Source organism: Microvirga pudoricolor (assembly GCF_016892705.1).
In the GTDB taxonomy this organism is placed as follows: domain Bacteria; phylum Pseudomonadota; class Alphaproteobacteria; order Rhizobiales; family Beijerinckiaceae; genus Microvirga; species Microvirga pudoricolor.
In genome coordinates this window covers 82,747-95,834 of sequence record NZ_JAFEMB010000001.1, presented here as the reverse complement: position 1 = coordinate 95,834, position 13,088 = coordinate 82,747, and the positions used below count along the sequence as shown (strand labels likewise).

General features: G+C 66.5%; 12 protein-coding genes. 8 read left to right on the top strand and 4 right to left on the bottom strand.

What is annotated here, in order from left to right; all coding sequences use genetic code 11:
- Positions 1–2 precede the first annotated feature (2 nt).
- Positions 3–377 carry a hypothetical protein gene (locus ILT42_RS00445; protein WP_204213337.1) on the bottom strand — a complete coding sequence of 125 codons (375 nt, stop codon included), beginning with the start codon at positions 375–377 and terminating at the stop codon, positions 3–5.
- Positions 378–548: 171 nt separating this feature from the next.
- Positions 549–1,772 (bottom strand): glutamine-hydrolyzing carbamoyl-phosphate synthase small subunit, encoded by a 1,224-nt coding sequence (gene carA, locus ILT42_RS00440; RefSeq protein ID WP_204213336.1) that lies wholly within the window; start codon positions 1,770–1,772, stop codon positions 549–551.
- Between the two features lie 145 nt (positions 1,773–1,917).
- On the opposite strand from carA, the gene ILT42_RS00435 reads away from it, so the two are divergent.
- From ILT42_RS00435 to ILT42_RS00410, 6 genes are all read left to right on the top strand, one after another.
- The gene (locus ILT42_RS00435) at positions 1,918–2,373 is read left to right on the top strand and encodes a GatB/YqeY domain-containing protein (RefSeq protein ID WP_204213335.1); all 456 of its coding nucleotides are present in this window, start codon (positions 1,918–1,920) and stop codon (positions 2,371–2,373) included.
- A 147-nt stretch (positions 2,374–2,520) separates the two neighbouring features.
- On the top strand, positions 2,521–4,413 hold the full coding sequence (gene dnaG / locus ILT42_RS00430; protein WP_204213334.1) for a DNA primase: 1,893 nt from the start codon (positions 2,521–2,523) through the stop codon (positions 4,411–4,413).
- A 197-nt stretch (positions 4,414–4,610) separates the two neighbouring features.
- Positions 4,611–6,620, top strand: coding sequence for an RNA polymerase sigma factor RpoD (rpoD, locus tag ILT42_RS00425; RefSeq protein ID WP_204213333.1), 2,010 nt, complete (start codon positions 4,611–4,613; stop codon positions 6,618–6,620).
- Positions 6,621–7,097: 477 nt separating this feature from the next.
- Positions 7,098–7,487 carry a CidA/LrgA family protein gene (locus ILT42_RS00420; protein ID WP_229428380.1) on the top strand — a complete coding sequence of 130 codons (390 nt, stop codon included), beginning with the start codon at positions 7,098–7,100 and terminating at the stop codon, positions 7,485–7,487.
- On the top strand, positions 7,480–8,202 hold the full coding sequence (locus tag ILT42_RS00415) for an LrgB family protein (RefSeq protein WP_204213331.1): 723 nt from the start codon (positions 7,480–7,482) through the stop codon (positions 8,200–8,202). The genes ILT42_RS00420 and ILT42_RS00415 overlap by 8 nt, the downstream gene beginning before the upstream one ends.
- Before the next feature lie 80 nt (positions 8,203–8,282).
- Entirely contained in the window at positions 8,283–8,765 is a 483-nt protein-coding gene (locus ILT42_RS00410) for an SRPBCC family protein (RefSeq protein ID WP_204213330.1), read from the top strand.
- A gap of 42 nt (positions 8,766–8,807) precedes the next feature.
- Here the strand turns inward: ILT42_RS00410 and ILT42_RS00405 are convergent, their stop codons facing one another.
- Positions 8,808–9,707 (bottom strand): hydrogen peroxide-inducible genes activator, encoded by a 900-nt coding sequence (locus tag ILT42_RS00405; RefSeq protein WP_204213329.1) that lies wholly within the window; start codon positions 9,705–9,707, stop codon positions 8,808–8,810.
- A 90-nt stretch (positions 9,708–9,797) separates the two neighbouring features.
- Between ILT42_RS00405 and ILT42_RS00400 the strand changes: the two genes are divergently transcribed.
- Positions 9,798–11,264 carry a catalase gene (locus tag ILT42_RS00400; protein WP_204213328.1) on the top strand — a complete coding sequence of 489 codons (1,467 nt, stop codon included), beginning with the start codon at positions 9,798–9,800 and terminating at the stop codon, positions 11,262–11,264.
- A 48-nt stretch (positions 11,265–11,312) separates the two neighbouring features.
- Here the strand turns inward: ILT42_RS00400 and ILT42_RS00395 are convergent, their stop codons facing one another.
- Complete coding sequence (locus tag ILT42_RS00395; protein ID WP_204213327.1) at positions 11,313–12,002, bottom strand: haloacid dehalogenase type II; 690 nt, start codon at positions 12,000–12,002, stop codon at positions 11,313–11,315.
- A gap of 157 nt (positions 12,003–12,159) precedes the next feature.
- On the opposite strand from ILT42_RS00395, the gene ILT42_RS00390 reads away from it, so the two are divergent.
- Positions 12,160–13,035 (top strand): branched-chain amino acid aminotransferase, encoded by an 876-nt coding sequence (locus ILT42_RS00390; RefSeq protein WP_204213326.1) that lies wholly within the window; start codon positions 12,160–12,162, stop codon positions 13,033–13,035.
- Positions 13,036–13,088 lie beyond the last annotated feature (53 nt).

Genomic DNA, 13,088 nt, shown 5'->3' with positions numbered 1-13,088 from the left:
ATTTAGGAGCCGATCAGGATGGCCGTGACGGCGCGGTCGACCGACAGGTAGAACAGGCCGAAGGCCACGGCGGCCGCGATGGCGAATTCGAGGGTCTGGTTTTTCAGCATGCGAAGCTGGAGCATGACGCTGCGTCCGAAAACGGCGATGAGCCAGGAGACCGTCAGAACCACGGGGAAGATGAAGAGAAACGACCAGGTGCTCTCCACGTGACCCGAATACGACGGGTCGATGAGCGGACGGATGTTGCGCACCCAAGGCGCATACATCGACGCGTAGAGCGAGGTCAGCCAAGACAGGCTGACGGCCACGCCGAGATGGAACGTGAAGATGTTGTGCAGCCGGGCAAAGTGGCCCGATTCATCGTCAAAGGACATCCGAGAACCCCCAAATCAAGTTTTTATGGTCGATTGCAATGCTTAACGACCGGTTAACTCGATTTGGGCGGGGGTGACAATGCTCCCGGATGTCGCGCCTTGTTGTCGCGGATGGGAACTATCGGCGGGTTCGACTTCGTTGCCGATGGGAAAGACTCGCGAAAACTTCCGTTAAGCCCGGGCCTTAGCCTTGTTCTCCTCGATCAGCTTCACGAAGCGGTCGAAAAGATAATGGCTATCCTGCGGGCCCGGCGAGGCCTCCGGGTGGTACTGGACCGAGAAGGCCGGGCGATCGGTGAGCGAAATGCCGCAGTTCGAGCCGTCGAACAGGGACACGTGGGTCTCGACTGCCGTCGCGGGCAGGCTCTCTGGATCCACGGCGAAACCGTGGTTCATGGAGGTGATCTCCACCTTGCCCGTCGTCTTGTCCTTCACGGGGTGGTTCGCGCCGTGGTGCCCCTGGTGCATCTTCTTCGTCGTGCCGCCGACAGCCAAGCCCAGCATCTGGTGACCGAGGCAGATTCCGAAGGTGGGAATCTTCTCCTCCAGGACCTTGCGAATGACCGGCACGGCGTACTCGCCCGTGGCCGCCGGGTCGCCAGGTCCATTGGACAGGAAGACCCCGTCGGGCTTGAGCGCCAGCACCTCCTCGGCGGAGGCGTTGGCGGGCACCACCGTGACCTTGCAGCCCGCCCGGGCGAGCAGGCGCAGGATGTTGCGCTTCACCCCGTAATCGATGGCCACCACGTGATGCTGAGGCGCGTCCTGCTTGGCGAAGCCCTCGCCCCGCTTCCAGGTGATCTCGTCCCAACCGTAGCGCTGCGAGCTCGTGACCATGGGCACGAGGTCCTGGCCGTCCATGGAGGGCAGGGCGGCCGCGCGGGTCTTCAGAGCCTCGACGTCGAAGGCCCCGTTGGGATCGTGGGCGATGACCGCGTTGGGCATGCCCTTGTCGCGGATCAGCACGGTCAGCGCCCGGGTGTCGATCCCGGTGAGGCCGACGATGCCGCGGGCCTTCAACCAGGCGTCCAGGTGCCGGGAGGCGCGCCAGCTCGACGGGTCGGTGATGGCGGCGGACAGGATCGCGCCGCGCACGCCCGAGGCGGCGGCCGCGTTCACGCTCTCGACGTCCTCGTCGTTGGTGCCCACATTGCCGATATGCGGGAACGTGAAGGTGATGATCTGGCCCGCATAGGACGGGTCGGTCAGGATCTCCTGGTAGCCCGTCATGGCGGTGTTGAAGCAGACCTCGCCGGTCGCCTCGCCGATGGCGCCGATGCCGAAGCCTTCGAGAACGGTGCCGTCCTGGAGGACCAGCAGGGCGGTCGCGCGCGGTTCCGTCCAGCCGTCCGAGAGCCCGGCCGAGGTCCCTTTGGCTTGATTGTCTTGCAGCATCGTCCCGATCTCTTGTAAGTCGCAGCCCAACGGGCCGCACGGGTGGCGGGCCGCTCTCGGGCACTTTGGGGAAAACCTTCGGTGACTTAAGGGGCGGCACGCCCGCCGTCAACGCTCGGCGTCTCTTCTTACAAGGATAACAGCCATGCGCGAACGCTTCACCACCGAGATGAAGGAGGCCATGAAGGCCGGCGACAAGCGCAAGCTCGGCACCATCCGGCTCATCCAGGCCGCCCTCAAGGACAAGGATATCGAGCTGCGGGGGACCGGCAAGGGCCCGGCCACCGAGGACGAGATCCTCGCCCTCCTGCAGAAGATGATCAAGCAGCGCCAGGAATCGATCACCATGTACGAGCAGGGCGGCCGCGAGGAACTCGCCCAGCAGGAACGGGAGGAGGCAGCGGTCATTTCGTCGTTCCTGCCCCAGCAGATGGACGAGGCCGAAATCAAGGCGGCCATCCAGGCCGCCATCGCCGAGACCGGCGCCGCCTCCATGAAGGACATGGGCAAGGTCGTGGGCATCCTGCGGGGCAAGTATGCGGGCCGGATGGATTTCGGCCGCGCGAGCGGGCTCGTGAAGGAGATGCTGCCGAAGGGGTAACGCACCGGTTTTCCTTCTCACCCTTGCGGGAGGGGGATCCGCGCGGCTCGAGTCTGTGGATTCAGAGGGCAACGCCGGTGCAGTTTCAATGCTTCGTTTCCCGTTAAGCTGTCCTAGTTTAAGGAATAGGCCCGGAGAAAACGCCGCGTGCGCTACCCGCCCACCATCCTCGAAGAGATACGCGCCCGGCTGCCGATTTCGGGGGTCGTAGGCAAGCGCGTGCGTCTCAGGAAGGCGGGGCGCGAGTGGAAGGGGCTGTCGCCGTTCAACGCCGAGAAGACGCCCTCCTTCTACGTGAACGACCAGAAGCAGTTCTATCATTGCTTCTCGTCCGGCAAGCACGGGGACGTCTTCACCTTCCTCATGGAAACCGAAGGGCTGTCCTTTCCGGAGGCCGTGGAGCGGTTGGCCGGGGAGGCGGGGGTCGCGCTGCCCAAGCTTTCCCGCGAGGACGTCCAGCAGGAGACCCGGCGTCGGAGCCTTTACGACGTCATGGACATGGCGGCCGTCTTCTTCGAAGCCTCGCTCCAGGGCCGCTTCGGCGCCAAGGCGCGGGATTACCTGACGGGCCGGGCGCTGAGCCGGGACACCCAGGCGCGGTTCCGGGTCGGCTACGCGCCGCCGGAGCGCTACGCCCTTCGGGACCACCTGGCGGACAAGGGAGTCTCCCTGGAGGTCATGGGTGAGCTCGGCCTCCTCGTGACGGGCGAGGACGTGAAGGTTCCCTTCGACCGGTTCCGCGACCGGGTGATGTTCCCCATCTGCGACGTGCGCGGCCGGGTCATCGCCTTCGGGGGACGGGCCATGAGCGCGGACGTTCCGGCCAAGTACCTGAACTCGCCGGATACCCCTCTCTTCAATAAGGGCCGGCTTCTCTACAACTATCACCTGGCCCGCGGCCCGGCGCACGACAAGGGCACGGTCCTGGCGGTCGAAGGCTATGTGGACGTGATCTCGCTCTCGGCGGCGGGCTTTCCCAACGCGGTCGCTCCCCTGGGCACGGCCCTGACCGAAGACCAGCTCACGCTCCTGTGGCGGCTCTGCGACGAGCCCATCCTGTGCTTCGACGGCGACAAGGCGGGGCAGCGGGCGGCCTATCGGGCGCTCGAGACGGCCCTGCCGAACCTGACCGTGGGCAAGTCCCTGCGCTTCGCCATGCTGCCGGACGGGCAGGACCCGGACGATCTCGCCCGCGCCGGCGGGGCCTCCGCCATCGAGCGGGTGCTCGCCGGCGCGCGGCCCCTGGTCGACATGCTGTGGGCGCGCGAGATGGAGGCGGGGCCCGTCGACACCCCCGAGCGCAAGGCCATGATGGACCGGCGTCTTCGCGAATCACTTGGGGTGATTCGGGACGAGACCTTGAAGCGTTATTACCGGGAGGAGGTCGAGGCGCGGCTTTCGAGCCTCTCCCCGGACACCCGGCCGGCGCGTTTTCAGCGGGGCGGCGGGGGCGGCCGCCGGGACTGGCGCGGCCCCACGCCGACGGTTCCGAGCGCCCGCCTGAGCGTCAGCCCGCTCCTGGCCCGCAGCGCCCTTTTCACCGGCGGCGGGGCCGACTCGCCTCGCGAGGCGATGATCCTGGGCACCTTCCTGAGGCATCCCGAACTGTTGCACGATCACGCGGAAACCCTTGCGGAGCTTGAATTTGAGGGCAGGGGATCCCAGATGTTGTGCCGGATGCTTCTTGATGGCGCGGCCAGTGGCGACCCGGCGGGCGTCGAGGTCATGCAGGCGCGGGTCGAGCGGGCAGGACTGACGGAGATCACCGACCGCATGATGTCCGTTGTCCGTCCCGGCGACCGCTGGATGCTCGATCCTCATGCCGATCTCTTGCGGCTTGAGGACGCATTACGCCAGGCCATCACCTTGCATCGCCGCTCACGCACGTTACATAGCGAACTTCGAGCTGCCGAGCGCGCGCTCGCCGAAGAGGATAACGAGGCCAATCTCGCCTGGCTGCGGGAGGTCCAAACACAGTTGTCTTCGGTGGAGGGTGCCGAGGCCGATCCGGACGGCGGATCCGTCCATCGCAATCATTGAAGCCCCGGCGACGGGGAATGGGGGCGGCGAGGGTGGCCTTGTGGCTTGAGCGGGACGATGTGGGTAACGGTTAGTCAAGCGACTTGCTGTTTATAGGTTGGGACAAGAATCCAGGTGGTGAGGCTCCGCTTCGCCGCCCATTTGCGTATCGTCGGGCCTGCGGCAGGCTCGGGCGGGGCGCCGGAGCAGAATAGAGCATGGCGACGAAGACAACCGATCGGGACGAAGGCGAGACGACAGTGACCGAGCCGCAGGGCGATGGGCCGCTTCTCGATCTCAGCGATGCCGCCGTCAAACGGATGATCAAGCTCGCGAAGAAGCGGGGCTATGTCACCTACGACGAGTTGAACGAAGTATTGCCCTCCGAGGAGTTTTCCTCGGAGCAGATCGAGGACGTTCTGGGCCAGCTCTCCGAGATGGGCATCAACGTCGTCGAATCCGAAGAGGCCGAGGAAGGCGAGAAGGCCGAGGGGGCCGAGGAGGAGGAAGCCGAGAGCAGCGACCTCGTCGAGACCACCCAGACCCGCGCCGTCGCGACCCGCGAGACCACGGCGAAGGAGCCGACGGACCGCACCGACGACCCGGTGCGCATGTACCTGCGCGAGATGGGCTCCGTGGAGCTTCTGTCGCGCGAGGGCGAAATCGCCATCGCCAAGCGTATCGAGGCGGGCCGCGAGGCCATGATCGCGGGCTTGTGCGAGAGCCCGCTGACCTTCCAGGCCATCATCATCTGGCGCGATGAGCTCGTCGAGGGCCGCGTCCTCCTGCGCGACATCATCGACCTCGAGGCGACCTATGCGGGCCCGGACGGCAAGGGCGCCCCGAAGGTGGACGAGTTGGGCGGCTCCGAGGAGGAGCAGCTCGCCGCCGGCGCTAACGAGGAGGCCGACCCGCTCACCCCTCCGGAGGGCGACCTCGACGACGACGACATGGAGAACAACGTGTCGCTCTCGGCCATGGAGGCCGAGCTGAAGCCGCGCGTTCTCGAGACGTTCGATTCGATCGCCGACAATTACAAGAAGCTGCGCCGCCTCCAGGTGGAGCACGTGGAGCAGCGCCTCCAGAACAAGCAGCTGACCCCGGCCCAGGAGCGCAAGTACAAGGAGTTGAAGAGCGACATCGTCACCTCGGTGAAGTCCCTCTCGCTCAACAACAACCGCATCGAGGCCCTGGTCGAGCAGCTCTACGACATCAACAAGCGCCTCATCTCCCATGAGGGCCGCCTCATGCGCCTGGCCGAGAGCCATGGCGTCGCCCGCGAGGAGTTCCTCAAGCACTACCAGGGCTGGGAGCTGGACCCGAAATGGGTGCTGCGCGTCTCCAAGCTCGGCGGCCGGGGCTGGAAGGACTTCGTCGCCAAGGCGAAGGACGGCATCCACGACCTGCGCGAGAACATCCACAACCTCGCCTCCGAGACCGGCCTGGAGATCCAGGAGTTCCGCCGCATCGTCATGATGGTGCAGAAGGGCGAGCGCGAGGCCCGCCAGGCCAAGAAAGAGATGATCGAGGCCAACCTGCGCCTCGTGATCTCCATCGCCAAGAAGTACACGAACCGCGGCCTCCAGTTCCTGGACCTGATCCAGGAGGGCAATATTGGCCTCATGAAGGCGGTCGATAAGTTCGAGTACCGGCGCGGCTACAAGTTCTCGACCTATGCCACCTGGTGGATCCGGCAGGCGATCACCCGTTCGATCGCCGACCAGGCCCGCACCATCCGCATCCCGGTGCACATGATCGAGACGATCAACAAGATCGTTCGCACCTCGCGCCAGATGCTCCACGAGATCGGCCGCGAGCCGACCCCGGAGGAGCTGGCCGAGAAGCTCGCCATGCCGCTGGAGAAGGTCCGCAAGGTCCTGAAGATCGCCAAGGAGCCCATCTCGCTCGAGACGCCCATCGGCGACGAGGAGGATTCGCATCTCGGCGATTTCATCGAGGACAAGAACGCGATCCTGCCCATCGACGCGGCGATCCAGAGCAATCTTCGTGAGACCACCACCCGCGTGCTCGCCTCGCTCACGCCCCGCGAGGAACGCGTCCTGCGCATGCGCTTCGGCATCGGCATGAACACCGACCACACCCTCGAGGAGGTCGGCCAGCAATTCTCGGTCACCCGCGAGCGCATCCGCCAGATCGAGGCCAAGGCGCTGCGGAAGCTGAAGCATCCGTCTCGAAGCCGGAAGCTCAGGAGCTTCCTGGACAACTGAGAGTTTGAAAGCGGCCTCCGGGCCGCTTTTTCGTTGTGACATGAGCCGCCAGCTCCTTCCCGAACCTATGGGGCCTGCCCGGTCGACGCTGCCTGTTCCTTCCCCCTTGAGGGGAAGGTGGGCGCGAAGCGCTCGGATGGGGTGGGACGACTAGGTGAGCGCCCACCAAGTTCCTACCACCTTCATCGCTCCCCCGCCGTCATCCCCGGCCTTGAGCCGGGGACCCACGTCTTGCGACGCGGGTGCGTGGGTGGCCGGGTCAAGCCCGGCCATGACGGTCTGAGCGTTTGCGCTCTGATGATCGACCGATTGTTCTGAAGTCTCCACCCCCGGCCCGGTCGCTTCGCGACTTGGGCCCCCCGCGAGAGTGGAGGGCGCATGGTGGGTGTCCCTGCGACCGGGTCATGCCTCAAATGAACCCAGGCTTGGCTTCCCGTCCGAAGCCTCGATATGCTCCGGCTCTCCGCCGAGGTGCCGATGATCGCCAGCCTGACCCTTCTCCTTCTCTGCCAGCTCGTCGGCGAGGTCGTGGCCCGCACTCTCGCGTGGCCGGTCCCGGGTCCGGTGCTCGGCATGATCGTCATGCTGGCCCTGCTTGCCCTGCGGCCCGCCATCGGGCAGGTCCTGCCTGGTTTCGGGCAGGCGCTGGATACGACCGGCCGGGGGTTGCTGTCGCACCTCTCCCTCCTGTTCGTCCCGGCGGGCGTGGGCATCGTACAGCGGCTCGACGTGATCGGGGCGCATTGGCTCGGGCTGTCCATCACCCTGGTCGTCTCGACCGTGCTCACGCTGGTGGCCACGGTCGGCACCTTCCTGGTCGTCTCCCGCCTCGTGGGCGCGCGTGACGAGGGCGAGTCCCATGAGTGAGCCGACCTTCGCGCTCTGGACGTACCTGACCCGCACGCCGCTCCTGTGGCTGACGGTCACGCTGATCGCTTATCTGGCCGCCGACCGGATCTCGCTGGCGACGCGCCGCCATCCCGTGTGCAACCCGGTTCTATTGTCGGTGGCGATCGTCGCCCTCGTGCTGTGGGCGACCGGCACGGCTTATCCGGTCTATTTCGAGGGCGCGCAGTTCGTGCATTTTCTGCTCGGCCCTGCCACCGTGGCGCTGGCGATCCCGCTCTGGGACAACCGGCGGATCGTGCTGCGCTCGCTCGTGCCGATGCTGGCCGCTCTCGTGGTAGGGTCGCTCACCGCCATCGTGTCGGCCGTCGTGATAGCCCAAGCCTTCGACCTGCCGCGCACCATCGTGCTGTCGCTGGCGCCGAAATCCGTCACGGCGCCCGTGGCCATGGGCATCACGGAAACGCTGGGGGGCGACCCGTCGCTCACGGCGGTGCTGGTGCTCATCACGGGCGTGATCGGGTCGGTCATCGTCACGCCTCTCATGAATTGCCTGCGCATCCGCGACTGGCGGGCGCGCGGCTTTTCCGCGGGGCTCGCGTCCCACGGCATCGGCACCGCGCGGGCCTTCACGGTGCATCCGCTCGCCGGAACCTTCGCGGGCATCGCCATGGGCCTCAACGCGCTGGTCACCGCGCTCCTCCTGCCCGTGGCGCTGCGCTGGCTGCTCGGTTGAGAATCCGGAAATCTTTCGACGTCAGTGTCGGGACGACGCGCGCCCATTCGTCCTGAGAGGGACCGCACAAGGAGCATACGATGACCGCCGCCCCCCAGACCCAGCCCTCGAACGACCGCGAACTCGTTCTCACCCGCCTCATCGATGCGCCGCGGGACAAGCTCTTCCGGTGCTGGACCGAGGCCGACCTTCTCAAGCAATGGTTCGTGCCCGCGCCATGGACCATCGCCAAGGCGGAGGTCGATGTGCGGCCGGGCGGCGCCAGCCTCGTGGTCATGCGCGATCCCGACGGAAACGAGTATCCCAACCGGGGTGTCTATCTTGAGGTGGTGCCCAACGAGCGCATCGTCGTCACGGACGCCTACACGTCCGCGTGGGAGCCCTCCGAGAAGCCCTTCTTCACGGCGGTCGTCACCTTCGAGGACGAGGGCGGACAGACCCGCTATACCGCCCGCGCCCTTCATTGGCGCGAGGAAGACCGCGAGGCCCACGAGAAGATGGGCTTCCATGAAGGGTGGGGCGCCTGCGCCGATCAACTCGCCGCCTTGGCGAAACGGATTTGAGATCGACCCCGGGGTAGGGGCCGCGCGAGCGTTTGCGGTCCCTCAAGGCTCGGCCGGGGCCGCGACCTCCCGCAGCACCTCCGCCAAGGCCTCGGCGTCCCGCCGCCGGGCGGAGGAGCCGCGCCAGGCAAGGCCGACCATGCGCATGGGTTCGGGCTCGGTGAACCGCGCGAGCTGGATGCGCTCCACCGCCTCCGTCCGAGCCGCCATCTCCGGCAACAGGGTGACCCCGTAGCCGTTGGCCACGAGATGCATCACCGTGGAGAGACTCGACGCCCCGAAGGCCGCGTTGAGCTGCGGGGCGACCAAGCCGCAGACCCCCAGGGCCTGGTCGCGCAGGCAATGGCCTTCCTCAAGCAGCAGGAGCCTCTCCTGGGAAAGCTGCGCCGGGTCGACCCGGCTGTTGCCGGGATCCTTGCCGATCTGGCGAGCCACCAGGAATCTGTCCGGGAAAACGTCGAGCGACTCGATCCCCGCGTGGCGGACCGGCATGGCCGCCACGATGAGGTCGAGGTCCCCTCGCACCAGTTCCTCCACGAGGGCGGCTGTCAGGGTCTCCCGGATCTGGAGCGCCAGGTCCGGGTAGCGTTCGTGCAGCTCCGGCAGGGCGCGGGGCAGGAGATAGGGCGCGATGGACGGGATGATGCCGAGACGCAGTGGCCCGGCCAGAACCGGCTTGGTGCTGCGGGCGTAATCCTGCAGGTCCGTGACCGAAGCCAGGATGGCGGCGCCGCGCCGGGCGATCTCACGGCCCTCCGGGGTCAGGTCGATAGAGTTGCGCCGCCGTTCCACGAGCTGGAGGCCGAGTAGGCTCTCGAGGTCCTGGATCTGCATGGACAGGGCCGGCTGCGTCACGTTGCAAAGGGCGGCCGCACGCCCGAAATGGCGGGTCTCCGCAATGGCGGAGAGATAGCGGAGCTGCCTGAGCGTGAGCATGTCCATCAGATAAACTGATCGTCGAGGTCAGGCAATCAAATTAGACTTATTCAAAGCTTGGCCTATGGGTAGGCCTCCAACAAGGAGGACAGGCTCATGACGAAGCCGACCATGACCACCACGGCGGGGGCGCCGATTGCCGACAACCAGAACTCGCTCTCGGCCGGTTCGCGCGGCCCGCTGCTGCTGCAGGATTACCAACTGGTCGAGAAGCTGGCGCACCAGAACCGGGAGCGGATCCCGGAGCGGGTGGTCCATGCCAAGGGTTCGGGCGCCTACGGCACCTTCACGGTGACGCAGGACATCTCCTCCTACTCGAAGGCCAAGCTCTTTTCCGAGATCGGCAAGCAGACGGAAGTCTTCCTGCGCTTCTCCACGGTGGCGGGCGAGCGCGGCGCGGCGGATGCCGAGCGCGACGTGCGCGGCTTCTCGGTGAAGTTCTACACCGAGGAGGGCAACTGGGACGTGGTCGGCAACAACACGCCGGTCTTCTTCGTGCGCGACCCGCTGAAGTTCCCCGACTTCATCCGCACCCAGAAGCGCCATCCCGCCACGAACCTGCGCAGCCCCACCGCCATGTGGGATTTCTGGAGCCTGTCGCCGGAGAGCCTGCACCAGGTCACGATCCTGTTCTCGGATCGCGGCCTGCCCCAGGGCTACCGGTTCATGCACGGCTTCGGGTCGCACACCTATTCGTTCATCAACGAGGAGGGCGTGCGCCATTGGGTGAAGTTCCACTTCAAGTCCATGCAGGGCATCAAGACCTGGACCAACCAGGAGGCCGCCGCCGTCATCGCCGACGACCGCGAGAGCGCTCAGCGCGATCTCTACGACGCCATCGAGGGCGGCGATTTCCCGCGCTGGCGGGTCTGCGTGCAGATCATGCCCGAGACGGACGCCGAGATCACGCCTTACAATCCTTTCGATCTCACGAAGGTGTGGCCGCACGCGCATTACCCGCTGATCGAGGTCGGCGTGCTGGAGCTCAACCGCAACGCCCGGCACTACTTCGCCGAGGTCGAGCAATCCTCGTTCTCGCCCTCGAACATCGTGCCCGGCATCGGCTTCTCGCCGGACAAGATGCTGCACGGGCGCATCTTCGCCTATGCGGACGCGCACCGCTACCGGGTTGGCACCCATTACGAGGCGCTGCCCGTGAACCGTCCGCGTTCCACGGTGGCGCATTATCACGCCGACGGCGCGATGCTGCACGACATCCCGAACCGGGGCGACGCTTATTATGAGCCGAACTCGTTCAACGGTCCCGTCGAGACCGCGCGTGCCGCCGAGCCGCCCTTGAAGATTTCCGGCGATGCCGACCGCTACGACCACCGCGCCGGCAACGACGACTACACCCAGGCCGGGAATCTCTTCCGCCTGATGCCGGCAGACGAGAAGGAACGCCTGTTCTCCAACATCGCGGGCGCGATGCACGGCGTTCCCTTCGAGATCGTGAAGCGCCAGATCGCGCATTTCTACGCCGCCGACCCGGCCTATGGGCTCGGCGTCGCCGGAAAGCTCGGCTTCACGGCCAGCGAAGTGCTGCCGCAAGCGGCCGAATAAGCCCCCAACGGCGCGACGGACGATCCCCGACGCCATTCGGGGATCGTCTCATGGGGCTGCGGACGGGGCCAGGTCCCGCAGCGAGCCGATGACCGCGACCGGCGCGAAGCTCTCGTACTCGTCCGGGAGGTTTAGCCGGTTCACCCAGATCGAGGGAAAGCCGAACAGGGTCGCGCCCGCCACGTCCCAGCGGTTGGAAGACACGAAGGCGACCGCAGGGGGCTCCATCGCGAGCGCATCCGCGACGAGGTCGTAGGCGGCGGGACTCGTCTTGAACACGCCCGCCTCATCCACGGACAGGACTTCGTCGAGGCGGTCGCTCAACCCGGCGGACGCGACCGCGTCCGCCAGCATGCCGGGGTCGCCGTTGGACAGGATCCCCGTCTTCAGGCCCCGCGCCCGCAGGGCGTCCAGCACGTCCGTCACATCGTCATAGGCGTCGAGGGCCCGGTAGGCGTCGAGCAGGAGGGGGCTCAAGGAGCGGTCGACGCCGGGGCATCGCGCGAAGGCGTAGTCCAGGGCCGAGACGGTCAGGTCCCAGAACGGTCGATACTGCCCCGCCAGGGACAGGACCCAGGAATATTCGAGCTGCTTGGCGCGCCAGATCTCGGACAGGCGCGCCGCCTCCGGGCCGATCCTCGCGGCGTGCCGCGCGACGGCGGAATGCACGTCGAAGAGCGTGCCGTAGGCGTCGAAGATCACGGCTCGGGTCTGGGGCGCGAGAGAGTGGGACGGCATGACGATTCCCGGCGGTGGTCGGGCGAGTGTCGCCGGATCACCGTCCGAGATGCAACCCATCAAAAGTCTTGAACGGATTTGCTGCGCCGCAGGATTGACGCTGTGCCCGCGAAGGCGTTTCGATGGGGCAACATCGCTGACCAAAAGGACGACATCCGTGGCTTGGTATTCGCACACTTGGAACTGGATCGACGGCGCCTGGCACGAGGGGAATCCCTCGATCATCGGGCCGCGCTCGCACGTCTCCTGGCTCGGCTCCTCCGTGTTCGACGGCGCCCGGGTGTTCGAAGGAGTCATGCCCGACCTCGACCGGCATTGCGCCCGGGTGAACCGCTCCGCCCTCACCATCGGCCTCAAGCCCACCATGGAGCCGGAGGCCATCATGGAGCTCGTGCGGGAGGGCGTCCAGAAATTCGCTCCCGGCACGGCGCTCTACGTCAAGCCCATGTACTGGGCCGAGGCCGAGGGACCCTTCACCATCGCGCCCGATCCGGATTCGACCCGGTTCTGCCTGTCCCTGTTCGAGGCGGCCATGCCCGTGCCGGGCGGCCTTTCGGTGATGAAGTCGAGCTTTCGCCGCCCGACTCTCGAATCCATGCCCACCGACGCCAAGGCGGGCTGCCTCTACCCCAACAATGCCCGCGTTCTCCTGGAGGCCAAGCAGAAGGGCTTCGACAACGGCCTCGTCTGCGACGCCCTCGGCAACGTGGCCGAGACCGGCACCTCCAACATCTTCATGGCCAAGGACGGCGTCGCCTACACGCCCGCGGCCAACGGCACGTTCCTCAACGGCATCACTCGCCAACGCGTGATCGGGCTCCTGCGCGACGCGGGCACGCAAGTGGTGGAGGGGACCCTGCGCTACGAGGATTTCGCGAACGCGGACGAGATCTTCATCTCCGGCAACTACTCGAAGGTCATGCCCGTCCTGCGCATCGACAGCCGCGAATTGCAGCCCGGCCCGGTCTACCGCAAGGCTCGCGAACTCTATTGGGACTTTGCCCATAGCGGGAGCCTCGGCAAAGCTGCGTGACGCCAGGCCTCTCAAGCGCTTGTGATCCGCCCGCCGCGACACGGACGGGCGGA